This window comes from Mucilaginibacter sp. Mucisp86 (assembly GCF_047324315.1).
Lineage (GTDB): Bacteria > Bacteroidota > Bacteroidia > Sphingobacteriales > Sphingobacteriaceae > Mucilaginibacter.
This window is the reverse complement of sequence record NZ_CP168503.1, coordinates 114,589-140,821: the sequence shown is the minus strand read 5'-3', so window position 1 is coordinate 140,821 and position 26,233 is coordinate 114,589. Positions and strand designations below refer to the sequence as shown.

Annotated in this window: 34 protein-coding genes; 12 read left to right on the top strand and 22 right to left on the bottom strand. The window is 40.1% G+C overall.

The window, feature by feature from the left end:
- The first annotated feature begins 82 nt into the window (after nucleotides 1-82).
- Nucleotides 83-913, top strand: coding sequence for a nuclear transport factor 2 family protein (locus tag ACEN9X_RS00575; RefSeq protein ID WP_413668553.1), 831 nt, complete (start codon nucleotides 83-85; stop codon nucleotides 911-913).
- 514 nt (nucleotides 914-1,427) lie between these two features.
- On the opposite strand, the gene ACEN9X_RS00570 is transcribed toward ACEN9X_RS00575, so the two are convergent.
- The 3 genes from ACEN9X_RS00570 to ACEN9X_RS00560 all read right to left on the bottom strand — a co-directional run bounded on the left by ACEN9X_RS00570 (nucleotide 1,428) and on the right by ACEN9X_RS00560 (nucleotide 3,697).
- The gene (locus tag ACEN9X_RS00570) at nucleotides 1,428-1,754 is read right to left on the bottom strand and encodes a HesB/IscA family protein (protein WP_413668552.1); all 327 of its coding nucleotides are present in this window, start codon (nucleotides 1,752-1,754) and stop codon (nucleotides 1,428-1,430) included.
- A 164-nt stretch (nucleotides 1,755-1,918) separates the two neighbouring features.
- Entirely contained in the window at nucleotides 1,919-2,332 is a 414-nt protein-coding gene (gene iscU, locus ACEN9X_RS00565) for a Fe-S cluster assembly scaffold IscU (RefSeq protein WP_076378185.1), read from the bottom strand.
- Between the two features lie 153 nt (nucleotides 2,333-2,485).
- Complete coding sequence (locus tag ACEN9X_RS00560; protein ID WP_413668551.1) at nucleotides 2,486-3,697, bottom strand: IscS subfamily cysteine desulfurase; 1,212 nt, start codon at nucleotides 3,695-3,697, stop codon at nucleotides 2,486-2,488.
- A gap of 110 nt (nucleotides 3,698-3,807) precedes the next feature.
- On the opposite strand from ACEN9X_RS00560, the gene mce reads away from it, so the two are divergent.
- The 6 genes from mce (at nucleotide 3,808) to prmA (ending at nucleotide 8,494) form a co-directional block, all read left to right on the top strand.
- Complete coding sequence (gene mce / locus ACEN9X_RS00555) at nucleotides 3,808-4,212, top strand: methylmalonyl-CoA epimerase (RefSeq protein WP_413668550.1); 405 nt, start codon at nucleotides 3,808-3,810, stop codon at nucleotides 4,210-4,212.
- Nucleotides 4,213-4,488: 276 nt separating this feature from the next.
- The gene (locus tag ACEN9X_RS00550; protein WP_090524811.1) at nucleotides 4,489-4,737 is read left to right on the top strand and encodes a type B 50S ribosomal protein L31; all 249 of its coding nucleotides are present in this window, start codon (nucleotides 4,489-4,491) and stop codon (nucleotides 4,735-4,737) included.
- 65 nt (nucleotides 4,738-4,802) lie between these two features.
- Entirely contained in the window at nucleotides 4,803-5,987 is a 1,185-nt protein-coding gene (locus ACEN9X_RS00545; RefSeq protein ID WP_413668549.1) for a GlmU family protein, read from the top strand.
- Nucleotides 5,988-6,108: 121 nt separating this feature from the next.
- Nucleotides 6,109-6,873, top strand: a complete 765-nt coding sequence (gene tpiA / locus ACEN9X_RS00540; RefSeq protein ID WP_413668548.1) for a triose-phosphate isomerase — start codon at nucleotides 6,109-6,111, stop codon at nucleotides 6,871-6,873.
- A gap of 258 nt (nucleotides 6,874-7,131) precedes the next feature.
- Entirely contained in the window at nucleotides 7,132-7,602 is a 471-nt protein-coding gene (locus ACEN9X_RS00535; RefSeq protein WP_413668547.1) for a hypothetical protein, read from the top strand.
- A gap of 55 nt (nucleotides 7,603-7,657) precedes the next feature.
- Complete coding sequence (gene prmA / locus ACEN9X_RS00530) at nucleotides 7,658-8,494, top strand: 50S ribosomal protein L11 methyltransferase (RefSeq protein ID WP_413668546.1); 837 nt, start codon at nucleotides 7,658-7,660, stop codon at nucleotides 8,492-8,494.
- A gap of 77 nt (nucleotides 8,495-8,571) precedes the next feature.
- On the opposite strand, the gene ACEN9X_RS00525 is transcribed toward prmA, so the two are convergent.
- Nucleotides 8,572-9,213, bottom strand: coding sequence for an NAD(P)-dependent oxidoreductase (locus ACEN9X_RS00525; RefSeq protein ID WP_413668545.1), 642 nt, complete (start codon nucleotides 9,211-9,213; stop codon nucleotides 8,572-8,574).
- Between the two features lie 55 nt (nucleotides 9,214-9,268).
- Complete coding sequence (locus ACEN9X_RS00520) at nucleotides 9,269-9,676, bottom strand: Rrf2 family transcriptional regulator (RefSeq protein WP_121227240.1); 408 nt, start codon at nucleotides 9,674-9,676, stop codon at nucleotides 9,269-9,271.
- 310 nt (nucleotides 9,677-9,986) lie between these two features.
- On the opposite strand from ACEN9X_RS00520, the gene ACEN9X_RS00515 reads away from it, so the two are divergent.
- Nucleotides 9,987-10,328, top strand: coding sequence for a helix-turn-helix domain-containing protein (locus ACEN9X_RS00515; RefSeq protein WP_090524822.1), 342 nt, complete (start codon nucleotides 9,987-9,989; stop codon nucleotides 10,326-10,328).
- Nucleotides 10,329-10,353: 25 nt separating this feature from the next.
- Here ACEN9X_RS00515 and ACEN9X_RS00510 read toward each other — a convergent pair whose 3' ends face one another.
- The 7 genes from ACEN9X_RS00510 to ACEN9X_RS00480 all read right to left on the bottom strand — a co-directional run bounded on the left by ACEN9X_RS00510 (nucleotide 10,354) and on the right by ACEN9X_RS00480 (nucleotide 16,155).
- Nucleotides 10,354-11,475: a GNAT family N-acetyltransferase gene (locus ACEN9X_RS00510; protein WP_413668544.1), complete on the bottom strand. Its 1,122-nt coding sequence runs from the start codon at nucleotides 11,473-11,475 to the stop codon at nucleotides 10,354-10,356.
- Between the two features lie 81 nt (nucleotides 11,476-11,556).
- Complete coding sequence (locus ACEN9X_RS00505; protein ID WP_413668543.1) at nucleotides 11,557-11,748, bottom strand: hypothetical protein; 192 nt, start codon at nucleotides 11,746-11,748, stop codon at nucleotides 11,557-11,559.
- A gap of 142 nt (nucleotides 11,749-11,890) precedes the next feature.
- Nucleotides 11,891-12,442: an SMC-Scp complex subunit ScpB gene (gene scpB, locus ACEN9X_RS00500; protein WP_413668542.1), complete on the bottom strand. Its 552-nt coding sequence runs from the start codon at nucleotides 12,440-12,442 to the stop codon at nucleotides 11,891-11,893.
- Between the two features lie 73 nt (nucleotides 12,443-12,515).
- Nucleotides 12,516-13,640 (bottom strand): cyclic dehypoxanthinyl futalosine synthase, encoded by a 1,125-nt coding sequence (mqnC, locus tag ACEN9X_RS00495; protein WP_413668541.1) that lies wholly within the window; start codon nucleotides 13,638-13,640, stop codon nucleotides 12,516-12,518.
- Between the two features lie 117 nt (nucleotides 13,641-13,757).
- The gene (locus ACEN9X_RS00490; protein ID WP_413668540.1) at nucleotides 13,758-15,260 is read right to left on the bottom strand and encodes an ATP-binding cassette domain-containing protein; all 1,503 of its coding nucleotides are present in this window, start codon (nucleotides 15,258-15,260) and stop codon (nucleotides 13,758-13,760) included.
- Nucleotides 15,261-15,351: 91 nt separating this feature from the next.
- Complete coding sequence (locus tag ACEN9X_RS00485; RefSeq protein WP_413668539.1) at nucleotides 15,352-15,576, bottom strand: hypothetical protein; 225 nt, start codon at nucleotides 15,574-15,576, stop codon at nucleotides 15,352-15,354.
- A gap of 450 nt (nucleotides 15,577-16,026) precedes the next feature.
- Nucleotides 16,027-16,155: a hypothetical protein gene (locus ACEN9X_RS00480; protein WP_413668538.1), complete on the bottom strand. Its 129-nt coding sequence runs from the start codon at nucleotides 16,153-16,155 to the stop codon at nucleotides 16,027-16,029.
- A 76-nt stretch (nucleotides 16,156-16,231) separates the two neighbouring features.
- Here ACEN9X_RS00480 and ACEN9X_RS00475 point away from each other — a divergent pair, with 76 nt between their 5' ends.
- A complete protein-coding gene (locus ACEN9X_RS00475; protein WP_413668537.1) occupies nucleotides 16,232-16,687 on the top strand; it encodes a PA2169 family four-helix-bundle protein in 456 nt (151 codons plus the stop codon).
- 76 nt (nucleotides 16,688-16,763) lie between these two features.
- Here ACEN9X_RS00475 and ACEN9X_RS00470 read toward each other — a convergent pair whose 3' ends face one another.
- The 3 genes from ACEN9X_RS00470 to ACEN9X_RS00460 form a co-directional block, all read right to left on the bottom strand.
- A complete protein-coding gene (locus ACEN9X_RS00470) occupies nucleotides 16,764-17,213 on the bottom strand; it encodes a hypothetical protein (protein ID WP_413668536.1) in 450 nt (149 codons plus the stop codon).
- A 109-nt stretch (nucleotides 17,214-17,322) separates the two neighbouring features.
- Nucleotides 17,323-17,529 carry a hypothetical protein gene (locus tag ACEN9X_RS00465; RefSeq protein WP_413668535.1) on the bottom strand — a complete coding sequence of 69 codons (207 nt, stop codon included), beginning with the start codon at nucleotides 17,527-17,529 and terminating at the stop codon, nucleotides 17,323-17,325.
- 177 nt (nucleotides 17,530-17,706) lie between these two features.
- Nucleotides 17,707-17,913 carry a hypothetical protein gene (locus tag ACEN9X_RS00460; protein ID WP_413668534.1) on the bottom strand — a complete coding sequence of 69 codons (207 nt, stop codon included), beginning with the start codon at nucleotides 17,911-17,913 and terminating at the stop codon, nucleotides 17,707-17,709.
- A 333-nt stretch (nucleotides 17,914-18,246) separates the two neighbouring features.
- Here ACEN9X_RS00460 and ACEN9X_RS00455 point away from each other — a divergent pair, with 333 nt between their 5' ends.
- On the top strand, nucleotides 18,247-18,816 hold the full coding sequence (locus tag ACEN9X_RS00455; RefSeq protein WP_413668533.1) for an RNA polymerase sigma factor: 570 nt from the start codon (nucleotides 18,247-18,249) through the stop codon (nucleotides 18,814-18,816).
- A 12-nt stretch (nucleotides 18,817-18,828) separates the two neighbouring features.
- Entirely contained in the window at nucleotides 18,829-19,929 is a 1,101-nt protein-coding gene (locus ACEN9X_RS00450) for a S1C family serine protease (RefSeq protein WP_413668532.1), read from the top strand.
- Between the two features lie 166 nt (nucleotides 19,930-20,095).
- Here ACEN9X_RS00450 and ACEN9X_RS00445 read toward each other — a convergent pair whose 3' ends face one another.
- The 3 genes from ACEN9X_RS00445 to pdxH all read right to left on the bottom strand — a co-directional run bounded on the left by ACEN9X_RS00445 (nucleotide 20,096) and on the right by pdxH (nucleotide 22,825).
- On the bottom strand, nucleotides 20,096-21,220 hold the full coding sequence (locus ACEN9X_RS00445) for an NADH-quinone oxidoreductase subunit D (RefSeq protein ID WP_413671168.1): 1,125 nt from the start codon (nucleotides 21,218-21,220) through the stop codon (nucleotides 20,096-20,098).
- A gap of 463 nt (nucleotides 21,221-21,683) precedes the next feature.
- On the bottom strand, nucleotides 21,684-22,181 hold the full coding sequence (locus tag ACEN9X_RS00440) for an NADH-quinone oxidoreductase subunit C (protein WP_413668531.1): 498 nt from the start codon (nucleotides 22,179-22,181) through the stop codon (nucleotides 21,684-21,686).
- Nucleotides 22,178-22,825, bottom strand: a complete 648-nt coding sequence (gene pdxH / locus ACEN9X_RS00435; protein WP_413668530.1) for a pyridoxamine 5'-phosphate oxidase — start codon at nucleotides 22,823-22,825, stop codon at nucleotides 22,178-22,180. Before pdxH ends, ACEN9X_RS00440 begins: the two co-directional genes overlap by 4 nt.
- A gap of 108 nt (nucleotides 22,826-22,933) precedes the next feature.
- On the opposite strand from pdxH, the gene ACEN9X_RS00430 reads away from it, so the two are divergent.
- The gene (locus ACEN9X_RS00430) at nucleotides 22,934-23,497 is read left to right on the top strand and encodes a YqgE/AlgH family protein (RefSeq protein WP_413668529.1); all 564 of its coding nucleotides are present in this window, start codon (nucleotides 22,934-22,936) and stop codon (nucleotides 23,495-23,497) included.
- Between the two features lie 133 nt (nucleotides 23,498-23,630).
- Here ACEN9X_RS00430 and purE read toward each other — a convergent pair whose 3' ends face one another.
- The 4 genes from purE to ACEN9X_RS00410 all read right to left on the bottom strand — a co-directional run bounded on the left by purE (nucleotide 23,631) and on the right by ACEN9X_RS00410 (nucleotide 26,168).
- Entirely contained in the window at nucleotides 23,631-24,155 is a 525-nt protein-coding gene (purE, locus tag ACEN9X_RS00425) for a 5-(carboxyamino)imidazole ribonucleotide mutase (protein ID WP_413668528.1), read from the bottom strand.
- A gap of 25 nt (nucleotides 24,156-24,180) precedes the next feature.
- The gene (locus ACEN9X_RS00420; RefSeq protein WP_413668527.1) at nucleotides 24,181-24,531 is read right to left on the bottom strand and encodes a four helix bundle protein; all 351 of its coding nucleotides are present in this window, start codon (nucleotides 24,529-24,531) and stop codon (nucleotides 24,181-24,183) included.
- Nucleotides 24,532-24,572: 41 nt separating this feature from the next.
- Nucleotides 24,573-25,712, bottom strand: coding sequence for a 5-(carboxyamino)imidazole ribonucleotide synthase (locus ACEN9X_RS00415; protein ID WP_413668526.1), 1,140 nt, complete (start codon nucleotides 25,710-25,712; stop codon nucleotides 24,573-24,575).
- Nucleotides 25,713-25,778: 66 nt separating this feature from the next.
- The gene (locus tag ACEN9X_RS00410) at nucleotides 25,779-26,168 is read right to left on the bottom strand and encodes a hypothetical protein (protein WP_413668525.1); all 390 of its coding nucleotides are present in this window, start codon (nucleotides 26,166-26,168) and stop codon (nucleotides 25,779-25,781) included.
- Between the last annotated feature and the right edge of the window lie 65 nt (nucleotides 26,169-26,233).

Sequence of the window (26,233 nt, the reverse complement as noted above, 5' to 3'; positions counted from 1 at the left end):
GTACGGGCTCGATAACACGCTGCTTTTTGCGGCAGTGTTTAGTATTATCTGAAAATTTCTGATCATTTTTATTTAACCGGTAATGAAAATTACTCAAATATTGGCATTGGGTGTATGCTGCATTTTAATATGCAATGCCCGGGCTGCAAAATCACGTACCTATATGGATACCATAACCAATAAACAAAAAGTACTGTCTTTTTATAAGCAGATAGTAGGGCAACGTAAAACCGAACTGATCCCCGAATTTATAATTGAAGGTTATAAGCAACATAATCCAACCGTTAAGCAGGGGAGGGCAGGGATAACGGAAATGATTAATTTTCTGAAAACCTTGCCGTCACCGCCCGAAGGTGCAAGGTCACCAATAGTAAGGGCGATACAGGATGGTGACTTAGTAGTACTTCACCTTGATGTTTCATTTATGGGCAAGCGTATGGCTGTGATTGACCTGTTTAAGTTAAAGGATGGGATGTTAACGGAACACTGGGATGCTATACAGCCCCTGCCCGATGAAAGCGGGAAAGCCATAACTGCTACCAATGGCACAACCGAAATTGAACATCATGCTTCTGCAGAAGATAGCAGGCTTATTGTCGATCAATTTTATAAAGTAATCTTAAATAAACAATCTGCCAGTCAGTTTATTAATCCTGCTTATGTTGAGCATGATGCTTCTGTGGTTGCATCGGGCAAGGGATTGGCAGGTTATCTTTCGGAGCCTGAACGAGCTGTGAAAATTCACAGGATTATTTCCGAAGGTGATTTTGTTGTAGTACAGTCGCAGTTTAATAGGAACGGCAAAACGTTTGTGTTTTATGAGATATTCAGGGTGGCCGGGCGTAAAATTGCAGAACACTGGAGTGTGGAACAAGCTGTACCCGATGATGTTAAGCCTGAGGATATGTTTTAAATAGTTTAGCTAAAAGATAAAGCCATACTTAACCGCGGGCCGGAAGCCATAGGTGTTCGGAAGATAAAAAAAGCAGGAGATTGTGCGATTCTCTCCTTTGGGAGGGTGTAGGGCAATGTCATTAAGTTAACAGTTTTAGAGGCTGCACCAGAGGTGCAAAAGGTTTGTAGAAATAGAAATAAATTGGATTTTTAGTGTGCCAGAGGTACACAACTCCGATGTTCCGTACCTCTGGCACGGTTATTCTCGGTATATTATGTGCTACAAACCTGTTCCCCCTCTGGGGGATTTTCTTAACTTAATGACATTGGGGTGTAGGGAGGGGTTTCGACGGCAGGCTTATCTGCTTTAACGACGCATAAACCCCTCCCCGTCACTGCACAAGCCTGCCGCACCCCTCCCCAAGGAGGGAATTAAAAAATCTTCCGAACGCCCACGGGCTGGAAGCCCACGGCAGAGTGTAAACAAAAAGAGGCGCTCATCGCGCCTCTTTTTATATTTTAAGGTTGAATATTTATACCGAAAAACTTTCGCCGCAACCGCAGGTGCGGCTGGCGTTAGGGTTGTGGAAATTGAAGCCCTTGCCGTTAAGGCCGTCAGAGAAATCAAGCTCAGTACCGGCAAGGTACAGGAATGATTTCATGTCGAGCGCCATACGAACGCCGCGGTCTTCAAAAAACTGATCACCTTTTTTTTCTTCGTTATCAAAATCAAGATTGTATGATAAGCCAGAGCAACCTCCGCCCTGTACAGATACACGCAGAAAATAAGAGGCATCAAGCCCTGCATCCTGCATCAGGTGTTCTATTTTGCTTTTTGCTTTATCAGTTACAGTTACCATTTTTATAGATTTGAGATATGAGATTTGAGATATGAGACCAAGCTCCATCGCAAATCATCAAATCAAATTAATTAGATTTGAGATGTGAGACGTTAGATATGAGAGATTGAAAAATACTTTTTGTAAAGTCACACAAGATCTCAAATCTCACATCTCACATCTTCTTAGTGATGTACTTTTTCGCTTTCAATTGGCGCTAAGCCGTTTTTAACGCGGAAATCATTGATCGCTGCTTTGATAGCATCCTCTGCCAAAACTGAGCAGTGAATTTTTACCGGTGGAAGGGCAAGCTCTTCAACGATGTCCATGTTGTCAATTTTCATAGCATCATCAATGCTTTTGCCTTTAAGCCACTCAGTAGCTAATGATGAAGAAGCGATTGCCGAACCGCAACCGAAAGTTTTAAATTTTGCATCGGTGATAACATTGTTATCATCAACCTGAATTTGCAGGCGCATTACGTCGCCGCACTCAGGTGCACCAACTAAACCGGTACCTACTTTGTGGCTGCTTTTATCCAAAGTGCCCACATTGCGGGGGTTAGTGTAGTGATCGATTACTTTATCTGAATATGCCATTGTCTTTTTAATTTGAAAATTTTATGATTTGAAAATTTGAAAATGATACATGGATCGCTCTCAAAAATCTTATCTAAATATATTTTTAATCCTTAATTTACTGAAATTACGGGCAATTTTCAAATCTTCAAATTGCCACATCTTCAAATTCAATTAGTGTTCTGCCCACTCAATTGAGTTAAGGTCGATACCTTCTTTAAACATTTCCCATAGTGGTGAAAGATCACGCAGGTGGGTAACCGCTTTCTTGGTTACTTCAACAGCGTAGTCAACTTCCTCTTCGGTGGTAAAGCGGCCTAAGCCAAAACGGATAGAAGAGTGTGCCAGGTCATCAGACAAGCCTAAGCTTTTCAATACGTATGAAGGCTCCAACGAAGCAGAAGTACAAGCCGAACCTGATGATACAGCCAGATCTTTCATTGCCATCATCAAACCTTCACCTTCAACATATTTAAATGAAATGTTAGCAACATGTGGTAAGCGGTGTTCCACGTTACCGTTTACATAGCTTTCTTCCAGTACTGTTAAAGCTGATTGCAGTTTATCGCGTAAAGCTGAAAGGCGTTTTGCTTCGCTTTCCATTTCCTGGGCGCAAAGTTCGCAGGCTTTACCTAAACCAACAATACCCGGTACATTAAGGGTGCCAGAACGCATACCGCGCTCGTGACCGCCACCGTCCATCTGAGCGGTAACTTTAACCCTTGGTCCTTTACGGCGTACGTATAATGCGCCAACACCTTTGGGGCCGTATATTTTGTGAGCTGATAAGGCTAATAAGTCGATACCGTCGGCATTTACATCAACCGGGATCTTACCAACTGCCTGTGTAGCATCTGTCATGAACAAAGCGCCATGTTTGTGCGCAATGGCAGCTATTTCTTTAACCGGCTGTATAACGCCGATTTCGTTATTGCCATACATGATAGATACCAGGATGGTTTCAGGGGTCATTGCTGCTTCAAGTTCAGCCAAGTCAATCAAACCATCTTCTTTAACAGCGAGGTAAGTTACCTTACCGCCCATTTTTTCAACGTGTTTGCAGGCATCAAGCACAGCTTTATGCTCTGTAACGGCGGTTATGATGTGGTTACCTTTGTCTTTGTACATTTCAAATACCCCTTTAATAGCAAGGTTATCTGATTCTGTAGCACCAGAGGTAAAGATGATCTCTTTTTCAGATGCGCCTATCAATTTGGCAACCTGTTCGCGTGCGTAATCAACCGCCTCCTCTGCAACCCAGCCAAATGCATGGTTACGGCTTGCCGCATTACCAAATTTTTCGTTAAAATATGGTAACATAGCCTCCAGTACCCTTGGGTCCATCGGTGTTGTTGCATTGTTATCTAAATAAATTGGGATATTCATAGTCCTTTTGAAATATATTAACAAAACAAAGATACGCAAGTTTTTATCTAAATTCAGCTAAAATACTTCGCAATTTATCAAAGCTGACCAATAATTTACAATATTTGGACATGAACAAAGTGGAGCACATTGGCATAGCGGTTAACAGTGTTAAATTGGCAGGCGAGATTTACTCCAAACTACTGAATACACCGGTATATAAAACCGAAACTGTAGAGAGCGAACACGTGCTTACTGCTTTTCTGCAAAGCGGGCCAAATAAAATTGAATTGCTCGAAGCCCTGAATGATGATAGCGCTATAGCTAAGTTTATAACAAAAAAAGGCGAGGGGATTCATCATATAGCTTTTGAGGTAGATGATATTAATGCCGAAATGGAACGGTTAAAGGCTGAAGGTTTTGTTTTGCTTAACGATAAGCCCAAATTGGGCGCTGATAATAAACTGGTATGCTTTGTGCATCCTAAAAGTGCTAATGGCGTTTTAATTGAGTTGTGCCAGGAGATGAGTGTCTGAACTCGAATTTATTGAATTTTGAAAATTTTTCGAATTTGATTAGTATTCTGCACATTCCCTGAATTCAATAAATCCGGATTCAGACAAAAAGATAGAGGGTGTTTAATTGCCTAATATCCAGTTTTATAAATGCGATTCTATACCCGGCTATGAACCATGAACTGTCATCCATGAACAATAATAAACTATTTTTAATTTGCTTTTCCAGTTTTCACTTTTATTATTACATTTGCACCTCTTTTAAGTAAAGTACAGAAGGTAAGTTTATATAATATAATGAAAAAAGATCTGCATCCATCAAACTATAGGTTAGTTGTATTTAAAGATATGTCAAACGACTACTCTTTTATCACTAAATCTTGCATCGATACCCGCGAAACCGTTAAATGGGAAGATGGTAACGAATATCCATTGGTTAAATTAGAGATTTCGCACACTTCGCACCCGTTCTACACCGGTAAAATGAAACTGGTTGATACTGCAGGTCGTATCGATAAATTCCGCTCACGTTACAACAAAAAGTAATTTTTGTGTGATTAAATATTTACAAGTCTCGGCTTTGCAGTCGGGACTTTTTTTATTTTTGCGCCATGGCAATTATCCTTTTTGACGATAACGCACACCTTTCACTGCTGCCCCTTACCTTTACCAGGCCTGTAGCCGATCTTCGCATCGGTATATTCACCATTGCCGAAAAATGGGCCAGCCATTTAAACAGCGCTTATTCGTTTCATACGCTTGATTACTTAAAAATAAAGTTTCCGGCCAATATTGAAGCTGATAACGTTTTTATTAATGGTGCCGTATGTCCTGATGAAAACCTGGTTGAAGCAATTGATAAGTTGCAAATTGGGCAGGCGCTAAAATACAACGAGCAGCTAATAGCTGTTAGGCTCAATGCTACAGATGCAGAAAGCTTTAATGCCGGTGCCGATTTTACCGATGCGATAAATTACGCTAACCTTTTTGTATCGATCAAATATCCTGAAGATATTTTCAGGAAAAATGATATAGAGCTGCGTAAAGATTTTCAACTGCTTACCAAAGGGCGCACCAGTGCAGCCATCAGCTCAACTAACGTTGTTATTGGCAGCGATTTTTTTGCCGAAGAAGGGGCTGTAGCCGAATGCTCTACATTTAACACCACTAATGGGCCTATTTATCTTTCGGCTAATACCGAAGTTTGGGAAGGTACCCATATCCGCGGGCCGTTTGCTATTTGCGAACACTCGCAGGTAAAAATGGGCGCTAAAATTTATGGCGCAACAACCATTGGTCCATATTGCCGTGTTGGCGGCGAGATAAATAACTCGGTGATCTGGGGATATTCGTCTAAAGGGCATGAGGGCTACCTTGGTAACTCGGTTTTAGGCGAATGGTGTAATATTGGTGCTGATACAAACAATTCCAACCTGAAAAATAACTATGCCGAGGTAAAACTTTGGGATTATAGCACGCAGCGCTTACGTAAAACGGGCTTGCAATTTTGCGGTTTAATCATGGCCGATCATGCTAAAAGCGGCATCAATACCATGTTTAATACCGGGACTGTAGTAGGCGTGGGTGCCAATGTGTTTGGTGCAGGCTTCCCAAGTCATTTCGTGCCCGATTTTTCATGGGGCGGGGCGCAGGGCTTTGATGTTTATTTGATGAACAAAATGTTTGAAACCGCGCAAAAAGTGTTTGACCGCCGCGAACACCGTGATTTTGACGAAACAGAACAGAATATATTAACAGCCATATTTGAACAGACGAAGGAGTATCGTCAGTTTTAATTCGGTGATTGGTTTATTGGGTTGATTAAGTGAGTAGTTGGAAACTCATTACATCATTTGGTCCCCGTTAATAGCCATTCACTTAATCAACTAATCAACCACTCACTAAAAAAATAAAATCATGAGAAAGAAAATCGTTGCCGGAAACTGGAAAATGAACCTTGATTACAATGAAGGTTTAGCTTTATTTTCAGAGATCATCAACATGGTAAAAGATGAGGCTACCGGCACGCAGGAAGCAGTGATCTGCAGTCCGTTCATCCACATTCATAGCCTGGTACAATTGTCGAAAGGTTATAGCAAAATAGCTGTTGGTGCACAAAATGCCCACCAGGAAGAAAAAGGTGCTTACACAGGTGAGATCTCGGCTAAGATGATCAAATCTACAGGTGCTGCTTATGTGATCCTTGGCCACTCAGAGCGCCGCCAGTACTTTGGCGAAACCAATGCCTTGCTTGCAAAAAAAACTGATACTGCTTTAAAAAATGATCTTCGCCCTATCTTTTGCATTGGTGAAACTTTGCAGGAGCGTGAAGCCAATACACATTTTGACGTGATCAAAACTCAACTGGTTGAAGGTATCTTCCATCTTGATGCTGAACAATTTGCAAAATTGGTTATCGCTTATGAACCAGTTTGGGCTATCGGTACAGGTGTAACTGCTACATCTGCGCAGGCACAGGAAATCCACGAATTTATCCGTAAAGAGATAGCTGCTAAATACAGCCAGGAAGTTGCTGATGCTACAACCATTTTATACGGCGGAAGCTGCAACCCAACCAATGCTGCTGAACTGTTTGCGCAGGCGGATATCGATGGTGGCCTTATCGGTGGTGCTTCCCTGAAGTCCCGCGATTTTACAGATATCGTTAAAACATTTAATTAATATTAGATATGAGATTTTAGATATGAGATCTGAGACAATGCTCAAACTTAATTTCAAACAGAAATAGGGTTTGTGCTGTTTATAAAAAAATAAACTCTCAAATCTCATATCTCACGTCTCAAATTAATAAGATATGAGACGTGAGATTTGAGTATTGAGACAATCCCGGGCTTAATTCCAAACATAATGAGCGTATGTGATGTTTACTGAAAAAATAAAATCTCATATCTCAAATCTCACGTCTCAAATCTAAAAAGCATGAAGCTTTTAAAAGTTCTTTTACCGGTTTTGGTCGACTTTGGTGTGTTTTGGACGGTGGTGTATTTTAATATGCCCAATCATCCTATGCGCATTGGTGAAATTGGTAATGGTAACCTGTATAGCCTCATGGCCTACTTTAGCCTTTTTTGGGGACTATTGCTTGCCGATGGAGTCCTCACCCAATACCTGATCATTATACCACTATGGAATTGGGTTAAACATAAAGGTGCTTCGGCCCGCTTTATTGCCGGAGCCTGCATTGCCCTGGTTTGCATACTATTTGCCGGAGCCCTCAGTTATATCATATGGCTGCCCGAAGAAGGATACAAACCCTTACTAAGCTTTTGGTGGTACATGACCGAAATACAGGCTGTTTACTGGCTGGTTAACTTCGTTGTACTGTATTTACTCGACAGAAAAAGAGTAGGCAATGACAGTGAACCGATTGAACCCGAAGTTGCAGGTTAAAATCACTCTATTTATCGGCGGCAATCCCGTTGAATTTAATGGCAAAAAAATTAAAATGAATTACTACGAACTATTTTTTACTACCATAACAACCGAAGATTACCAGCAAGACCTGCTAATCAACGCTTTGGGTGAAATTGGTTTTGATACTTTTGAAGAGCTTGAGCTTGGCTTTAAAGCTTACATTCCCGAAGATGTTTTTGATCAGCAGGCGCTTGATGAGCAACTATTGCCTTATAAAGATCTGTTTACATTTAGTTATGAGGTAAACCTTATTCCACAAAAAAACTGGAACGAGGTATGGGAAAGTAATTTTGAGCCGATAAAAATAGGGGATAAGATCTACGTAAGGGCTACCTTTCATGAACCTAAGCCCGAATTTGATTATGAGATTGTTATCGATCCTAAGATGGCGTTTGGTACCGGTCACCATCAAACCACGGCCATGATGCTGGCGCTGATGCTGGAGAATGAATTTGCCGGTAAAAAAGTACTTGATATGGGCTGCGGCACCGGAATTCTCGCTATTATAGCCGCTAAATTGGGTGCCGGTGATATCACGGCTATTGATTACGACCAGGTTTGTTATGAAAGTACTATCGAGAATTCGGCTTTGAATAATGTGGGCAACATCAAGCCGCTTTGTGGTTCAAAAGAAGTTATCCCGGATGAGCAATACGATATTATCCTGGCAAACATCAATCGTAATATTCTTCTTGATCAGATGCAACGCTACGCCGAGGTGTTAAAAACAGATGGTGAAATCTATTTCAGCGGTTTCTATGAATCACCTGATCTGGATATCATTACCGATGAGGCGCGGAAGTATGGTTTAAAATATATCACCCACAAAAAAGATAAAGAATGGGTGGCTGCTAAGTTTATTAAGTAAAGCCCCACCCAAACCCTCCCCTAAAGGGAGAGGGCTTATTAGAAGTCTCCCCCTTTAGGGGGAGATTTAGAGGGGGCTTAATACCCCACAGTAAACCGTCTCTTCACAAACTGATTGTTTTCCAGTTCATCCAAAATAGCAACTGCTAAATCTTCAACTGAAATTTCGTGTTCGTGCTTGCCGTTAAATACCGGCTCGTCTGTACCTGTGCGGTATACGCCTGTGCGGGTGCCAGGATGCAGGTGAATAGCTGGGCTTAGAAACGTCCAGTCTAAATCTTCTTCTTTTTTAATGACGTTCAGGTAGTCACGGGCTGCGGTAGCGCCGGCTTTCCATTCGGCCGGGAATTGTGGGCTATCAACCAGTTGTACGCCCGGAGCTATGTAAAGACTACCGGCACCGCCAACAACTAACAGGCGTTTTACCCCGGCTTGTTTGGTTGCCTGTTGTATAGTTTCGGAGCCTTTGATAAAGTCATTGTATAAGTTGGGGTTTGTCCAGCCGGCATTGAATGAATTTACTACAGCGTCATGGCCTTTCAAAGCTTCTGTTAATTCATCAACATTATATACGTCGGCGGTTTTAAGCGTTAGTTTAGCGTTTTCAACATCAGTTTTCGGGTTACGGGCAATGGCGGTTACATCGTATCCGCGTAGTAAAGCCTCGGCTAATACTGCTTTTCCTACAAAGCCTGTGGCTCCTATTAGTGCTAATTTCATGGTGTTTTGGTTTTTATATTGTAATTAAATTTGTTACAGTTTGTTTTAAATTTTTTTAATCGAATTGATTTACAAAATCAAAAATGGTTATAGTGCTTAATTTTTTAATAATGGCCGCTTCAACGTCATCGGCTAAATGATCAAGATGTGCTCCAATTTGCTTGCCGACAGGGCAGGCGGGATTTGGCTTGTTTTTGGCCTGACCCAAAGCTGGTGGTAGTTTTACAGCCTTATAAACATCAGCAAGGGTGATTTTTTGCGGAGGAAGGGCCAGGCTGTAGCCGCCGGTTTTACCTTCTTTACTTTCAATAAGCCCGCAGGCGCGCAATTTGCGCATCTCTTTACGTACCAGAACCGGGTTTACATTCATGCTGCCGGCCACGTATTCGGACGATAATAATTCGCCCGGCTGCTTGCAAAGCAGGGTTAATACATGGGTTGCTATTTGAAATTGTCCGTTCATTTATCTGTAATAAAAAATATTACAGTACAAAAATGAAACATAAATTTTAAAAAGAAGAATTTTTTACGCTTTTTTGCGCACTAAATTACAATGGGATGAAAATCCCGAACCTGAATTATTCGGAAAAATACCATGTTACGGGTATGTTTTAAAAGGATTAATTTGCTTTAATTTAAAGGATTTACAAATCGCAACAATTAACTACACTTTAAAATAAAATTTTACGCAAATTAGTTGATAATTAGCGTGATAATAAATATTATTGTAAAGTAATTAACTTTTGCGAAACCTACACTATTAATTTAACCAAATGAAAACTCTCGGAAAAAAAATCAGATTATTACGTCATCAAAAGGGGTGGAGTCAGGAGGACGTTGCAAAGAGATTGGATATTTCAATTCCTGCTTTCTCAAAGATTGAGACGGGGATTACGGATATAAACCTGTCAAGACTTGAGCAGATCGCCAATCTGTTTGAAATGTCTGTAGTTCAGTTGCTTACCTTTAATGATACCGAGCAGGATCAGAAATTTGTTAATGAGCTGGAAACTGTTAACAAGCGCCTAATGGACCGCGAAACTGAAGTAATTGATTTGCAGAAAAAAGTAATTGAACTATTTGAAGAACTTCGACATTCAAAAGTAACCGCATAATTTTTGAGGCCCGGTTTGTGCCGGGCTAATCAAAAATATAACGCATTGTTAAATGCTTTTTGCCGAATGTAGCACCAACTGCTTCATGAATGGCTATCATCTTGTCGTTAAAATCGCCTACCCACGATAATTCAAGTTCGTCATAGCGCTTTAATGGCAATACATATTCTTTTAATTTTATAAACATTGCCGATTCGAGGCCATGTTTTTGATATTTCTGTTTGGTGCCCATTACAATAGCCCGCATACGGGATACGCCTTTCCACCGGTAATATAAAAATTTGAGCTTGCCTATCAGGTTAAGTTTACCGTTAAGCGGTTTAAGCATCTGGTTGGCATCGGGTAAAATAATCATGAAGGATGCCGGCTCATCATCAACATAGGCAAACCAAATTAGCTTGGGATCCATCAGGGGCTTCATTTTTTCAAAGCTTTCCATAATGGTACTATGAGTAATGGGCACAAAATTTTCGAAATCTTTCCAGCCATCGTTATAAACCTCAATAAAATCGGCCGCAAATTTTTCGATTTTTTTGATCTCAAAATGCCTGAAATCGTATCCTGGTTTTTGGGCCACCCAATTGGCTATCTTGGTAAACCGCTCGGGGAAGGGTTTATGGGCATCAACATGGTTGGTGATTTGTGCGTATTGGGTTTTGAAGCCATACTCATCAAAAAAAGCCTGGTAATATGGATGATTATAGTTCATACCGTAGGAGGGAGGAGTAAAGCCCTCAACCAGCAAGCCCCAAAAGTTATCGTTTTCGCCAAAGTTGATAGGGCCATCCATGGCTTTCATGCCATTTTCTTTGAGCCAGTTTTTTGCAGTATTAAATAACAGGAAAGCAGCTTCTTTGCTATTGATACACTCAAAAAAACCCATGCCGCCTGTCGGTTGCTCATAGTTATATGCCTTTTTTTCATTGATGAAAGCCGCAACACGGCCAATCAGCTGGCCGTTATCATCGGTCAGGATCCAGCGTGTGCATTTACCATGCTGATGAAAATTGTTTTTCGCCGGATTAAACACGGCTTCAATATCATTATCAAGCGGACAAACCCAGTTAGGGTCATTCTTATAAATGATGCGGGCCACATCCAGAAATGCTTTTTTTGATGCTTTGTCCTGTATTTCAGTTACTTTCATGCGTTTTGTTGCCGGTAGATAATAAAAAAAGCATCCAGAGGCATAGTCTGAATGCTTTACAAAATAGTATATTTTTATATATTAATAATCGTCTTCGTCGTCGTCATCAAATGACTCATAGCCCCCTCTGCCCAGATCGTCATCTAAAGGGCCGTCAAAGTCATCATCATCGTCATCGTACTTCTTCTTTGCTTTTGGCTCCAGATCATCGTCCTCCGCATCGTTATCAGAGTCTTGAATCTTTTTAGTGTTCGGTTTCTTTGGCGCTCCCATTGTAATGGATTTTATAAATTAAACTTCGTCAATAATAATAATTAAAATCAGATAAAGAAAAGCGTTTTTTCAAATCTGTTATCCCTATCGATTCAATAGTAAAAATAACTAAAATTGATTTTTTTTAAAACAGAAATTAAAATTATTCTGATTGCTCGCCTATAGTGGCATTATTGTTTGTAAAATCCTTAAGTTGAGGTAATTCCTCAATACTGTTGATTCCAAAATAGTCCATAAACAAGTTGCTTGTACCGTAAAGTATAGGTTTTCCGAGCCCTTCTGATTTACCTACTATAGCTATCAGCTCTTTTTCGAGTAATTTTTGGATCGAATAATCGCAGTTTACACCCCTGATCTGTTCAATATCGGGCTTGGTCACCGGCTGTTTATAGGCGATAATAGCAAGAGTTTCCAAAGCTGCCTGGCTCAGTTTTTTCTTTGAACGTTGCAGTTGCAGCAGGTTAATAACGGCATGGTATTCCTTTTTGGTGAGAAACTGGTAGCCATTTCCAATTTTTACCAGCTCGATGGCTAAGCTATGATGCTGATATTTTTCATGGATCCTGCTTACGGCATCGATTACTTCCTCGTTGGTAAAATCGCGTTCAAAAGCAGCCTGGAGGCAGTACATGATCTCTTCCAGCCGGATTGCCTGCTCAGACGCGAAAATTAGGGCCTCTATGTATTGTTCCATTTTAGTTAGTGGCAGTTGCAGTTTTTAGTTGCAGCTATTTTGTTTTACTGCAACTGCGACTGCTACTAAGGACTTAATAATTTATAATTTGTTCTTCAATTTCAACGGGGATATCGCGCCACTCGTACCGCTGGGTACGGAGCTGAGGCTCAAAGCCAGCTTCTTTTATGGACTCCTGGATACCTTTGGCTGTAAACCTGTGTGGTGCGCCGGCAGCCGATACTACGTTTTCTTCAATCATGATTGATCCAAAATCGTTGGCTCCTGCATGTAAACAAAGTTGAGCAACCTGTTTGCCAACGGTAAGCCATGAAGCCTGGATGTTTTTAATGTTGGGAAGCATAATGCGGCTCAGGGCAATCATGCGGATATATTCGTCGCCGGTTACATTGTTGGTGATACCGCGTACTTTGCGTAATAGGGTTCCATCGTCCTGGAATGGCCATGGAATAAATGCTATAAAGCCGTAGTGCCCCTCCGGTTTTTCGGCTTGTACCTCGCGGATCCAAACTAAATGTTCAAAACGTTCTTCGATAGTTTCGATATGGCCAAACATCATCGTAGCGGAGCTTGGCAGGTTGAGCTGATGAGCTGCACGCATTACATCAAGCCATTCTTTACCGCCGCATTTGCCTTTTGATATCAGACGGCGAACACGGTCGTTCAGGATCTCGGCACCGGCTCCTGGTAATGAATCTAAACCCGCTTCCTTCATCGCCCTTAACACCTCAATATGTGGCATGCCTTCTAATTTGGCAACGTGCGCAATTTCCGGCGGACCTAATGAATGTAGTTTCAGCTTAGGATAAAGCTTTTTCAGTTCGCGAAAGAGATCGGTATAAAATTTTAGTCCCAGATCGGGGTGGTGGCCTCCCTGTAACAGCAGCTGATCGCCGCCATAACGGAAAGTTTCCTCAATTTTCTTTTTATAAGTTTCAATATCGGTTATATAACTTTCTTCGTGGCCCGGGCGGCGGAAAAAGTTACAGAACTTACAATTGGCTATACAAACGTTGGTGGTATTAACATTACGGTCAATTTGCCAGGTAACCTTACCATGCGGAACCTGTATTTTACGAAGTTCGTTGGCGGTGTACATCAACTCGGCAGTTGAGGCGTTGTTATACAGGTAAACGCCTTCTTCAGGCGTTAAAAAATCAAACCGCAACGCGCGCTGCAACAGATCGGCTGTATTCATATCAGGCAAATATACGCAAGTTGATAATTTGATTTTGTGCGCTGTTAAATAATTGACAAATAAATGTAATGGTTAAAACAATCGGTTATTGAAAGTATTTCCCTTTAACCTTTAATCTCAAGAAACCACCTTCCCTTTATCCAACCTTAAAACTTTATCAACACTGTTAGGTATTTCATGCTGATAGTGGGTAACGTAGATAAGGGTAACACTACCGAGGCTGCAAATGGTATCAACAAGGTTTTTAAAATGGAGTTGCTGATGATCATCCATGCCCTGGCAGGGTTCATCGAAAATCAGCAATGCCGGATTTTTGATCAATGCACGGGCCAGCAGGCAAAGGCGTTGTGCACTTGCCGGGATGTTTTTGAGCAGCACACGGGCGTACTTTTCAATCTCTAAAGCTTTCATCCATCTTAAAGCTATTTCGGCGCGTTCTTTATTACTCTGTCTGAAAAGGCCAAGGGTATCGTAATAGCCGGACTCGATTACCTGTAAACAGCTGTTATCGGTAGGAAAGTACTGGTGCAGTTCGGGCGATACGAAACCGATTTTCTTTTTGATGTCCCAGATGCTTTCGCCGGTGCCGCGTTTTTTATCAAATAAAACAATGTTGTTGGCGTATGCCTGCGGATTATCACCATTAATTAAACTTAGCAATGTTGATTTGCCAGCCCCGTTTGGCCCTAATAAAGCCCAGTGTTCTCCGGGATTGATCTGCCAGTTTACATCATCCAGTATTACCTTATCGCCATATTGAATATGTACCTTATCCATTTTTACAATATGATTGTAAGCAACAGGGTTTTTATCAATATTGAGCAGGGCGCGTAACTGGTCTGTGTCAATGGTATCGGTTTTATCCTGTTCAAAAAGTTCGGCTTTAAAATCCTGTTTGATACTTTCATGAACAATAGCCCCCTTACTTAATACCGCAACATGAGTGATGGCAGAAGGGATTTCATGAATTGAGGTAGCCATGATAATATCAATACCCGAAGCTGTAATTTGCTCAATAATGCCATTAAATTCTTCACGGGTTTTTACATCCAGCCCGGTTAGGGGGCTGTCAAGCATCAATAGTAGCGGGTTTTTAAGCAATGCGGCAGCCAGCATCAGGCGTTTGGTTTCGCCGTTTGATAGTTTGATGATCTGTTTGTTAAGTAATGTTTCCAGCCTTAATAAGGAAGCTACTTTATCAATTGTCCAGGATGCATTGCCATATGAAAATCGGGGCACTGTATTTAGATAGTCTGTAACTGTAAGTGCGTCTTCGGAATCAGATGAATTATAGCGCTGCTGATAGTAAAAATCTGTAGTATTTGAAAGATTGCGGAAATGGTGCTTAGGTTCAACCAGCGCAATCAGTTTATGTGGCGTGGCAATATCATTTGCGTTGAAAAATTTGGAGTAGTCATTCCAAAAATGATAATCTATTGCGCCTCCCGTAATGTTAAAACGTCCTGCTATGGTTTGTAACAGCGCACTCTTTCCTGATCCGCTTTCGCCGATAAGGGCCCAGCTTTCGCCTTTGTTTATATTAAAGTTTAAGCTGGTAAATAATGTTGTATTTAAAAAACGTACAGTTGCTTTATTTATTGATAGAAGTGCATTTGTCATAGCTTAGCAAGTAGAGTAGCGCGTAAAAGTACTCATCTGGGTTAAAGCCATGAAATTTTTTGTGGATTTACTATTCTTACTTTCTTTTCTGTTAAGCGATACGTTTTAATGTTTCAGTTGTGGTTGGTATTTCGTTTGCCTTTTTGTTGAGCCTGTTCCAGGTGGCAAAATCAACGATGAGGGATTTTACCGAATTTTTGCAGGCCTTGTTTGGGCAGGTGAGCACCCAGTATTTTTTATGTTGTTCAACATGGGGCCTTCTGCCGCATTTAATGCAGTTTTCACATTGAATGTTGGGTTGTACCTGTATTGTCATAGTTGGTGGGAATAAAGTGTTAACAAATAAATTATACTATAAAACATCACCCAACTACAGAGTCAGGTGTAAACTTAAAACCTTCAATAAATTTTTGATAATCTTATGGTGGTTTATAATGTTACTATATTAACACATGCTGTTAACATTTGTTTTTCAGGCTACTGTTATTTGCAAAATATTTTATTGATCGAAGTGCAGTTGTAACATTAAGTTATTTTTAACAATACCGCTGTAAATTGTATACATCCGTATACAGTTATTAGCTCGGAATTACTCATCTGCTATCATACATTCAATCCGTTTAGTTTTAACATCAAAGAGGCCTGATTATTGTATTCCTGTTATCATAATAATGACCTGGAATAAACCAATCATTAAACTTTATCTGTTTAAATATTTATCATGAAAAACTTACATTTTTTACTTTTGGGATTTGTGTTGTTAACATTAAGCAGCTGTTCCGTTATCACCGGAATATTTAAAGCAGGGGCTATCACCGGTATCATAGCTGTTGTCGTGGTAATCGCTGTTATCATCTGGATTATTTCGCTTTTTCGTGGCAAAGGTTAATTTCATTTTGAGATATTTTTTATATAATTAATTAAACAATTTAATTTTTGATGGGTTGATTATAGTATAAAAACATCTAATCATGGAAAACACACAAGCAACCGTACAAATTTTGAATGATCTGATTCAGATCAACAATGACAGGATTGAAGGCTATCAACGTGCTTCAAAAGATTTGAAAGATGATGACGTTGAATTAAAGTCGATTTTCACAAGGCTTATAGGTCAAAGCCAGGGTTACAAACTTGCTTTGGGTACTGAGGTTAGTGCTTTTGGAAAAGATATTGAAACCGGCACAACTACCAGTGGTAAAATACACAGGGTTTGGCTCGACGTAAAAGCTGCTTTTACCGGACATGATACCCATAACGTATTAGAAGAATGCGAATTTGGTGAAGATGCTATTTTAAAGGCCTATCGCACAGCACTTGAAGATGAAAATTTGCCGGCTTATCTGCGCGAAACTATCAGCCAACAGGAAAGTGAATTGCTTGACGCGCACGATGAGATCAAAGCGCTGCGCGATAGCGTTCACTAAAAGGGTTGTTTTTTATTATTAAGTTAGCAGAAGGGGCGGTATTATAACTGCTCCTTTTCATTTGTAGTAATAAGGATTAGTTTAAGGGTTGCGGAAGGATAGTAATATCCTTAACCTGCCAGCTGTTTTTCTCGGCCCAGTCGCCATCTGTATAGAGCATTTTAACTTCCCATGCCGATTGTTCCATTTTACCATTATCGTTTTCAATTTTTACAGTTGATTGTACCTGGTAGATATTGGCTGTTGTATCAATGACCGACTTAAAGCCTGCGTCAGGGAAAACCGCTTTCTGAGGTTGCTTTAGTTTTTCTTTCACAAAAAGCTTTGCCATAATAAAACTTTCTTTTGCCGTTGGTTTACGATTAAGATGTACGGTGCTGTTCTTGCTTATCCCGAATAATATAATAGTAAATGTTATAGCAAAAATTATAGTAAAAAGGGTAGCGGTACGTATGTGAGGGCGGCGGTGCCAGCCAATGTTTTTGCGCTCATCGGCATTAAGCGTTTTCCATTCTGAATATCTCATGTTTTATTGCTTAACACATTAAGCAATATCAGTTGAAATTGTTTGGCTGGTGTTGAGCAAAAAAAAACGCCCCGGAAAACCAGGGCGCTTTTTAACATAAAAAGTTAAATTACTTTTTAGTAGTGTCTTTTTTAGTAGTGTCAGCAGCAGCTTTAGTAGTGTCTTTTTTAGTAGTATCAGCTTTAGTAGTGTCAGCAGCCATTTTAGAAGTGTCAGCTTTAGTTGAATCAGCAGAAGAAGCTGAAGAAGAACCTTTACAAGCAGCGAAAGAAGCAGCGATAGCTAAAGCTAAAAAGCCTAATTTGAAATTTTTCATGTTTAATTTTTTAAATAAGTGATTTAATAGTTTACACCTTAATACCAGAAATAAAAAAAGGTAACCCATAATTTTGAAAAAAATTACGAGTCACCTTTTTTATTGATGGATAACTAAAAAATCAATAGAAAAAGATTAAAAATGATATTTAACGGCTTTCTATTTTATCAGAAATAATTATTTCTTGGTGGTGTCTTTTTTAGTAGTATCAGCAGCAGTTTTAGTAGTATCTGCAGAAACTTTAGTTGAATCGGTAACAACTTTAGTTGAATCAACTACAGTTTTAGTAGTATCGCCTTCAGTTTTTTTAGCGTCACCGCCACAAGCTGAAAAAGAAGCTGCAAGAACTAAAGCTAAGAAACCTAATTTGAATGAATTTTTCATTTTTTGAAGTTTTAAATGTTAATTTTTTTTGTGATCGTTTGATGATTAATACAAGTTATTGAAAAAGGTAACCCATCAAAATTTAACTAATTGTAAATTCTTGGGATTATTAGTTTAATGCAGGCGTTTTTGCAAGCGGTTTTTTTATTGCAGATTTGCCTGCATAGTTTTTAACATTGGGTTACCTTGTTTACCATACGGTATTAAATATAAACTTTAAGCGGAATGCAATTGTTACAGGGAATGAAATGTAATGCTAATGTTATTAATTTATTTTAGTTTGATTTTTTTTGATAATTAGTGGGTTACAATTTGGCCTAAATAGTATTAAGAGTGAATAAAGACTTAAAAGCTTCGGCTCCAACAGATAGTGAAATAGTTCTTGGGATACTTAATAATTCGGAAATAGTGCTGAAGAAGCTCTACTTAACTTATTTTCCGATGATATTACAGTTGATCATTAACAACAATGGCGATGAGGATGATGCCAAAGACATTTATCAGGAAGCCATTATAGTTCTTTACAATAAAGTTAAAGCAGGTGATTTTGAGCTTAACAGTAAGCTTAAAACCTATATATACTCGGTTTGCAGGCGGCTTTGGCTAAAAAGGTTAAGCCAGATGAACAGGTACGGTGGCGATATCAGGGATTTTGAAGAGCACCTGCCAGTTGAAGAAGAAATAGACAACCATAGTGAGCGGGATATTCAGTTTGGTAAAATGGAGAGTGCGCTCCAGTTATTAGGCGAACCCTGTAAAACCATTATGGAGGACTTTTATATAAAAAACAGATCGATGCAGGAGATCTGCGAGCGGTTTGGCTATACCAATGCGGATAATGCCAAAACCCAAAAGTACAAATGCCTGCAAAGGCTGAAGAAATTGTTTTTTCAGCAAAAATAAGGAGATCAAGAGATGAGTGATAACCAACTTACGGAGTTTATTGAACGGTACCTTGACGGCAGTATGACTGCAGAAGAGCGTGTTCAATTTGAGCTGCTCCGCAAAAACGATGCGGCTGTTGAAAGTAAAGTTACTGAACATATTAAGTTTATTGGCTTACTTAAGCAATATGGCGAACGCCTTGAGCTTGAAAATCGCTTGAACGCTATTCATGCCGAAATTGATGTTCATGCACTGAAAGAAGAAGTGATGATCCACCCGGTATGGATTGTACGTATGTGGCGTAACCATCATTCAAAGATATCTGTAGCAGCCTCGGTGCTGATATTTGCAGTGTTAAGCGTATTGATTGTTACAGGTAAGCTTAATAACGATAAGTCAAAGTATGAGGAACTGATAGGCAAAATCAATTCTATTGATAATAAAGTTAAGCGTATTAATGTTAACGTGGGCAGTCGTACGCCTGTAAGGCCTAAAGCAACTACCCCGCCCGCCAATTTCAGGGGCACTGGTTTTGCACTAACATCAAATGGTTACCTGGCTACAGACTACCATGTGATAAAAAATGCTGATTCAGTTTATGTACAGAATGCAGCGGGGGAATCCTTCCATGCAAAGGTTATTTATACGGAGCCTAAGTATGATCTGGCCATATTACAGATCAATGATCCTTTATTTAAAAATCTTGGCCCTATACCATACAATCTTAAAAGGGCAGAAGGTGATCTGGGAGAAAGCGTATACACACTTGGTTACCCTGCCGATAATATGGTTTATGGAGGAGGTTATCTTGCTTCAGCAGCAAATTATTCGGGCGACACCACCGAATATCAAATCTCTGTGCCTGTAAACCCAGGCAATTCAGGTGGCCCGTTGCTTGATGAGAAAGGAAATGTGATAGGTGTTATTACCGCGCGTCAAACGCAGGTTGCAGGCGCATATTTTGCTAAAAAGTCAACTTACCTGCTAAAAGCGATACAGAACATCCCAACAGATTCATTGTCAAAAACGCTTAATTTGAATACTAAGAACAAATTGGCCGGCTTAAGCCGTACTCAACAAAGCAATAAGCTTAAAAACTATGTTTTTATGGTTAAAGTATATAACCAGTAATCATTAGCCCACTCAATAAAAATTAATATATTAAAATGAGAAGAGACGCCGTGAGGGGTCTCTTTTTTTGTGTGTCTGAACTCGAATTTATGAAATTAAATAATGGACAGAATGTAGGAAAAATTCAATAAATTCCTTTAGTTCAATAAATTCGAGTTCAGACAGCTTACCTGTCAACCTCGCCTAAAACAAAGTCGATTGAGCCTACAATGGCTATCATATCAGCAATCAATACACCTTTGGATAATTCGGGCAATACTGAAAGGTTATTAAAGCTTGGTCCGCGGGATTTTACGCGGGTTGGGATCTCTGATTTGCCGTCTGTCATAAAATAAAAGCCCAGTTCACCTTTGGCGCCTTCGCAGCGTACATAATAATCCTGCGCCTTAGGAATGGTTTTGCGCGGCATTTTAGCACGGGGATCAAAATCGGGCGTGCGCTTCAGCTCTTTTTGCAAACGGTCAAGGCATTGCTCAACAATCTTTAATGATTGTTCAATTTCATCAACACGTACTTTATACCTGTCCCAGCAATCGCCAACTTTACCCATCAGGCCCCGGCCAATTGGGATTTCAAAATCAATCTCAGGATAGGCCGAATAGTTATCAATTCGGCGTAAATCCCATTTCAAACCCGAGGCGCGTAACATGGGGCCCGAGCAGCCGTAGTTTATAGCTACGTCAAGTGGTAAAACACCAACATTGGCTGTACGGGATATAAACACCTGGTTATCGGTAAGCAATTGGTTAAGCTCAACCATTTTGGGCTTAAAATATTCTACAAATTCGCGGCAGCGTTCTTCAAAGCCAACCGGCAGATCGTAAAATAAACCTCCTACCCAAATATAGTTATATAACATGCGCGAGCCCGATGCCCACTCCAGCATGCCCATAATATGTTCCCTATCCCTGAAACACCATAGGAAGGGGGTAAATGCGCCTATATCAATACCATAAGTACCGATGGCTATCAGGTGCGACGCTATACGGTTTAGTTCACAAACCAGCATGCGGATATATTCTACACGTTTAGGGATATCCTTATCAATACCCATCATACGTTCAACCCCCATTACAAAGGCATGGCTGTTATTCATGGAAGCCAGGTAGTCCAGCCTGTCAGTAAAAGGAATGGTTTGCTGATAGGTTAACGACTCGGCATGTTTTTCGAAACAGCGGTGCAGGTAACCAATATGGGGAATAACCTCTTTTACTATTTCACCATCGGTAATGAGTTCAAGACGCAAAACACCATGAGTTGAGGGGTGCTGCGGACCTACATTCAGGATCATATCCTCAACGCTGGCGTCGGCTATCTTTTTATTGTACCTGAGTAGGGCTTCTTCGTATTTAGGGTTTGTAATGACCAATTTTATATGCTGTTAAATTAGTAGCCGTATATAGTATAGTTATACTATAATATAGATATCAAAAATCAGCTTTTTTTTTCAATTATAGGGCTGTTGTAGTAGGGAAATTGCTTTTAAAAAATGGAGGTGAGCGAATAAGAAATTTTTACACTAATTTTCTCAAGTTAATCGAATTACACGAATTTTTAATTTATGCAATTGAAAATTCGTGTAATTCGATTAATTGTGGTAAGCCTGACAAATAATTAGTGCGAGAATTTCTTTTGGCGATTTTTTCAGACGCATCAAATTATTTTAAAGAGCAATCCCCTGTTTGTAGTAGCGGCTAAAGTTGGATAAATTGCTTAAACCTTAAAATAGCAAAATATAGGTTTGTAATAAGCTACTAATCTATCCTGATGCCTTTATAAAACTCTGCGTTCTGATAATCCTTTCTTAAAGGAAAGCCTTCCCAATCGTCGGGCAGCAAAATCCTGCGAAGATCGGGATGACCTTCAAAGTAAATACCCAGCAAGTCGTAGGCTTCACGCTCGTGCCAGTCGGCAGTACGATAAACGGATGTTATGCTTTTAAATTCGGGCAGTTCAGAACTTTCTTTTTCGTGGGGTTTACTTATTTTTAAAGTAAGCTGTGTTTTGTATGGGATAGAAGCCAGGTGATAAACCACACCAAAGCGATTTGATTCGTCGTTATAATGCACTCCGCTCAAGCTCGACAGGAAATCGAAATAAGTTTTTGGATTATTACGTAACTCCATGCATACGGCTGTAATATCATCAGGGTTAATGAGCAGGGCTGGCTGTAAGCCCGATGTTTCTTCGCCGGCAATTACAGTATCACCAAATTTTTCGGTGAGCAGTTGTTTAATATCATCAAAATTCATGGTGCAAGGCGTACTTTTTTCCAGGTTTTTTTATCAGTTTTTTTATACAGGATGCGGTCGTGCATACGGCTTGGCCTTCCCTGCCAAAACTCAACCAATTGTGGGTTTAAGACATATCCGCCCCAATAGGATGGTTTGGGCACTTCCTTATCGGCATATTCAGCTTCGAGTTCATTCCATTTTTGTTCAAGCTGTTCACGGCTTTCAATTTCCTGGCTTTGTGGCGATACTACCGCACCAACCTGGCTGCCTTTAGGGCGCGAGTGAAAATATTTTTCAGATTCTTCCTTGCTTACTTTTTCGATAGTGCCTTCAATACGCACCTGGCGCTCAAGGCCTCCCCAAAAAAATGTAAGTGCACCCTGCGGGTTTTTGGCTATTTCTTTCCCTTTACGGCTTAAGTAGTTGGTGAAAAATATAAAACCACCTGTATGAAAGCCTTTTAAAAGTACAATACGTGCCGAGGGCTTGCCATTTATGGTAGCTGTTGAAAGCGTCATAGCATTGGGTTCGTGCAATTTTGCTTCCAAAGCTTCGTTAAACCATTGTTCAAACTGTTTAATAGGATCGGCTTTGGTGCTATTTTCCGACAGCGTAGATGCGCTATAGTCCTGCCTTAAATTTTGTATTTCCTGCTGATTCATTTCAATGCAAACTTACAAATTAATTAAACCGTATATAATGATGTAAATCATTATTCATAATTGAACATATTTTTACTATGCTTGTTATGTATTTAAACGCTAAACTTTATGCTTAGTCCTATAGCGGCCGCGGCAGGCCATTTACTTATTTCGGAACCATTTATGATGGATCCGAATTTCAGGAGATCCGTAATAATTTTGACAGAATACTCTGAGGACGGAGCTATGGGCTTTATCCTGAACCATCAAAGTGAATATTTATTAGGCGATGTACTGCCCGATGTTTCATACTCCGAAATGCCTGTTTATGAGGGCGGCCCCGTAGCCAAAAACACATTGCATTTTATCCATTGCGCACCTGATAAAATAGAAGGGGGCATTGAAATAGCCGACGGCCTTTACTGGGGCGGCGATTTTGAACAGGTGAAATATTTGGTATCCAATTATCAGTTAAGCACCGAAGAAATTAAGTTTTTTGCCGGTTACTCGGGCTGGACACCTCAGCAGCTTGATGAAGAAATAAAAGAAGACAGCTGGATTGTGACCAACAAGTTTGATATAGAAACATTGTTTACCCTCGATGAACAAAATCTATGGCGACAGGTAGTAATCGGCCTTGGTCAGCGCTATGCCCACATTGCTAATTTTCCTGAAAATCCGGCTTTGAATTAGTGTGAGAGATTAGAGGTTGGAGATTAGTGATTAGACTATAATATTTAGAAATGAGAAAAGGCCGTAGTAAACTATGGCCTTTTCTCATTCAATTTGTATAAGCTTGAGCTAACTAATCTCTAACCTCCAATCTCTAATCACTATCCTCCATTTCCCTTGCCGATTCTTCAACTTTCTTTTTAAGGTTCTCTTTAAAGTCGATGAGGTTCTTTACCAGGTATTCATCTCCGGTTGAAAGGATTTGGGCTGCAAGGATCCCTGCGTTTTTGGCTGCATTTAAAGCTACTGTTGCTACAGGGATACCATTTGGCATTTGTAATATGGATAGGATAGAATCCCAGCCATCGATAGAATTGCTTGATTTTACGGGCACACCGATAACCGGCAGGTGTGTTAATGATGCCACCATACCCGGTAGGTGAGCTGCACCGCCGGCACCGGCGATGATTACTTTTATGCCACGATCAGCAGCGGCACGGGCATAGCTGAACATACGATCAGGCGTACGATGGGCCGATACCACGGTTATTTCATATTCAACGCCTAATTCGGCTAAAACATCAGCAGCATCCTGCATTACATTCAGATCCGATTTGCTGCCCATTATAATGGCGACTTTTGTAGTGTTGTTGTTCATGGTTGATAGTTCATGGTTCATAGATCATGGTTCATGGGAAGATCAGTTAAATGGCATTTTTCAAAGCCGTGATCATCTTTACCAAAACTTCATAATCAGTATATAAATCTTTAAAGTTTTCTTCAGCGATATAGTTTCTTCTTTTTGCAATAAAAAGACAGCTTACCACTTCAATGGCAGATCTTAGAGAATAACCTAAAAAGACCTTAAAAACTGCTTTACTTTGCCCGGTTGATCCTTCTGCTATATTCAGAACAACAGAATCAGCTGCGCGTTTTATCTGTGATGTTAAAATATAAATTTCTTCTTTGGGAAATGTTTTTGTTAGCTGATTTATTTGTTCATCCAAATCCATGGCCTTCTGCCAAATCTGGAGATCTTCAAATCTAAATGCCATTGCTTCTGCTATGAACTATGATCTATGAACCATCAACTAAACTAACTAATTACTTTCAGTGTCTTTTGTACAAATCTTGCCTTTTCTATCGCCTTTTCCCTGTCTGCGTCAACAATAGTAACATGACCCATTTTTCGGAATGGCTTGGTTAGCGCTTTGCCGTAAAGATGGATATATACTCCCGGTACCTTCAATACTTTTTCAATGCCCTGATAAATTGCGGGACCTTCGTAACCGGCTTCGCCTAATACGTTCACCATAATGGCATTGTTAAGGCAGGCGGTATCACCCAAGGGCTGGTTAAATATCGCCCTTAAATGCTGCTCAAATTGTGATACTACGTTGCCTTCAATGGTTTGGTGACCGCTGTTATGAGGACGCGGGGCCAATTCATTAACCAGGATGCGGCCATGCTTATCTAAAAACATTTCAACTGCCAGTAAGCCTACAATTTTAAGGCTGTCGGCAATTTTTTTGGCAATCTGTTCTGCTTTTTGCTGTATGGCGAACGGAAGGGTAGATGGGGCTATCAAAAATTCGACAAGGTTGGCTTTAGGGTTAAATTCCATTTCAACCATTGGGAAAGTGCTGATCTCGCCGTTTTCATTACGGGCAACAATTACTGCAATCTCTTTTTCAAAATCTATCCATTTTTCAATAAGGCTCGGCTCTTTAAAGGCGCCGGCAAGATAACTTTCGTCAATTACTTTATATACGCCTTTGCCATCGTAGCCATCCTTACGCAATTTTTGGATATAAGGGAAAGGGATTAAACTTTGCTGAAGCTGCTGTGGCGATGATATGATCTGGAAGTCGGCAGTTGGGATATCATTTTCCTTGAAAAACTGCTTTTGCAGGCCTTTATCCTGGATCAATCGGATAATACGTGACTGCGGATAAACCGCTACACCTTCTTTTTCCAATTGTTCGAGGGCATCAACATTAACCTTCTCTATTTCGATGGTAAGCAGGTCGACAGTTTTGCCGAAGTTATATACCGTTTCATAATCGCCCAGTGAGCCTACCGTAAACTCATCACAAAGTTTGCGGCAAGGTGCTTCACGGTCGGGATCAAGTATTTTAACAGTAACGTTATAGTTTATGGCTTGCTGTATCAGCATGCGGCCCAGTTGCCCGCCGCCTAAAATACCCAGTTTTAAATCTCCGTAAAATGCTTTCATATTTTGCAACTGCAAGTTTAGCCTAAATCTTTCAAAAAGCCTACAAATGCTTTAAACTACAATGGTTCAACGACGTTTTTTGGTCATCAGGTAATAAAAAACGCTATGCACTATAACAAATGTAATTGCGGTGATAAAGTAAACCGCTTTGTTTTCGGGGCTTAGCTGCAGCCTGAAAGCGGTAATTGTGAACACAATTGATCCTGCATAGTAAAGCACCAGTCGTATCGAGAGATTATTGTAATAAGCCGGGTTTGCTAAAAACAGCATAGGTAATGTCATCACAAAAATGATGATGTTCAAAAAGGCCACACCTTCAGATATAGAAGGCAATATTGCTTTCAGATCTTCACCTACACCTTTGTGCTGAAGTGCGTAATATATACAGCTTGCTACTATAGATATGATTACCGAAAAAAGAAAAGTTTTAAAAAGTTGCCTGGCGAGTGCCTTCATAGTGATATTTATTGATATGGATTACTGCTAATTGTACAGTATGTTATTATGTGCAAAGTAACGCA

Bases quoted from the DNA above. Each gene is read 5' to 3' on its own strand.
- ACEN9X_RS00440 (WP_413668531.1), bottom strand. From the start codon at position 22,181: ATGAATTTTGATGATATTAAACAACTGCTCACCGAAAAATTTGGTGAT.
- ACEN9X_RS00445 (WP_413671168.1), bottom strand. From the start codon at position 21,220: ATGATCCTGAATGTAGGTCCGCAGCACCCCTCAACTCATGGTGTTTTG.
- ACEN9X_RS00480 (WP_413668538.1), bottom strand. From the start codon at position 16,155: ATGAAATTAACCTTTGCCACGAAAAAGCGAAATAATCCAGATGATAAC.
- ACEN9X_RS00525 (WP_413668545.1), bottom strand. From the start codon at position 9,213: ATGAAATTAGCACTAATAGGAGCCACAGGCTTTGTAGGAAAAGCAGTA.
- tpiA (WP_413668548.1), top strand. From the start codon at position 6,109: ATGAGAAAGAAAATCGTTGCCGGAAACTGGAAAATGAACCTTGATTAC.
- ACEN9X_RS00535 (WP_413668547.1), top strand. From the start codon at position 7,132: ATGAAGCTTTTAAAAGTTCTTTTACCGGTTTTGGTCGACTTTGGTGTG.
- ACEN9X_RS00485 (WP_413668539.1), bottom strand. From the start codon at position 15,576: ATGACAATACAGGTACAACCCAACATTCAATGTGAAAACTGCATTAAA.
- ACEN9X_RS00545 (WP_413668549.1), top strand. From the start codon at position 4,803: ATGGCAATTATCCTTTTTGACGATAACGCACACCTTTCACTGCTGCCC.
- ACEN9X_RS00550 (WP_090524811.1), top strand. From the start codon at position 4,489: ATGAAAAAAGATCTGCATCCATCAAACTATAGGTTAGTTGTATTTAAA.
- ACEN9X_RS00575 (WP_413668553.1), top strand. From the start codon at position 83: ATGAAAATTACTCAAATATTGGCATTGGGTGTATGCTGCATTTTAATA.
- ACEN9X_RS00505 (WP_413668543.1), bottom strand. From the start codon at position 11,748: ATGGGAGCGCCAAAGAAACCGAACACTAAAAAGATTCAAGACTCTGAT.
- ACEN9X_RS00570 (WP_413668552.1), bottom strand. From the start codon at position 1,754: ATGGTAACTGTAACTGATAAAGCAAAAAGCAAAATAGAACACCTGATG.
- ACEN9X_RS00560 (WP_413668551.1), bottom strand. From the start codon at position 3,697: ATGAATATCCCAATTTATTTAGATAACAATGCAACAACACCGATGGAC.
- ACEN9X_RS00430 (WP_413668529.1), top strand. From the start codon at position 22,934: ATGCTTAGTCCTATAGCGGCCGCGGCAGGCCATTTACTTATTTCGGAA.
- mqnC (WP_413668541.1), bottom strand. From the start codon at position 13,640: ATGAATACAGCCGATCTGTTGCAGCGCGCGTTGCGGTTTGATTTTTTA.
- ACEN9X_RS00475 (WP_413668537.1), top strand. From the start codon at position 16,232: ATGGAAAACACACAAGCAACCGTACAAATTTTGAATGATCTGATTCAG.
- ACEN9X_RS00410 (WP_413668525.1), bottom strand. From the start codon at position 26,168: ATGAAGGCACTCGCCAGGCAACTTTTTAAAACTTTTCTTTTTTCGGTA.
- pdxH (WP_413668530.1), bottom strand. From the start codon at position 22,825: ATGAATCAGCAGGAAATACAAAATTTAAGGCAGGACTATAGCGCATCT.
- ACEN9X_RS00470 (WP_413668536.1), bottom strand. From the start codon at position 17,213: ATGAGATATTCAGAATGGAAAACGCTTAATGCCGATGAGCGCAAAAAC.
- purE (WP_413668528.1), bottom strand. From the start codon at position 24,155: ATGAACCATGAACTATCAACCATGAACAACAACACTACAAAAGTCGCC.
- ACEN9X_RS00460 (WP_413668534.1), bottom strand. From the start codon at position 17,913: ATGAAAAATTCATTCAAATTAGGTTTCTTAGCTTTAGTTCTTGCAGCT.
- scpB (WP_413668542.1), bottom strand. From the start codon at position 12,442: ATGGAACAATACATAGAGGCCCTAATTTTCGCGTCTGAGCAGGCAATC.
- ACEN9X_RS00520 (WP_121227240.1), bottom strand. From the start codon at position 9,676: ATGAACGGACAATTTCAAATAGCAACCCATGTATTAACCCTGCTTTGC.
- prmA (WP_413668546.1), top strand. From the start codon at position 7,658: ATGAATTACTACGAACTATTTTTTACTACCATAACAACCGAAGATTAC.
- mce (WP_413668550.1), top strand. From the start codon at position 3,808: ATGAACAAAGTGGAGCACATTGGCATAGCGGTTAACAGTGTTAAATTG.
- ACEN9X_RS00515 (WP_090524822.1), top strand. From the start codon at position 9,987: ATGAAAACTCTCGGAAAAAAAATCAGATTATTACGTCATCAAAAGGGG.
- ACEN9X_RS00490 (WP_413668540.1), bottom strand. From the start codon at position 15,260: ATGACAAATGCACTTCTATCAATAAATAAAGCAACTGTACGTTTTTTA.
- ACEN9X_RS00450 (WP_413668532.1), top strand. From the start codon at position 18,829: ATGAGTGATAACCAACTTACGGAGTTTATTGAACGGTACCTTGACGGC.
- ACEN9X_RS00420 (WP_413668527.1), bottom strand. From the start codon at position 24,531: ATGGCATTTAGATTTGAAGATCTCCAGATTTGGCAGAAGGCCATGGAT.
- ACEN9X_RS00510 (WP_413668544.1), bottom strand. From the start codon at position 11,475: ATGAAAGTAACTGAAATACAGGACAAAGCATCAAAAAAAGCATTTCTG.
- ACEN9X_RS00465 (WP_413668535.1), bottom strand. From the start codon at position 17,529: ATGAAAAATTTCAAATTAGGCTTTTTAGCTTTAGCTATCGCTGCTTCT.
- ACEN9X_RS00415 (WP_413668526.1), bottom strand. From the start codon at position 25,712: ATGAAAGCATTTTACGGAGATTTAAAACTGGGTATTTTAGGCGGCGGG.
- iscU (WP_076378185.1), bottom strand. From the start codon at position 2,332: ATGGCATATTCAGATAAAGTAATCGATCACTACACTAACCCCCGCAAT.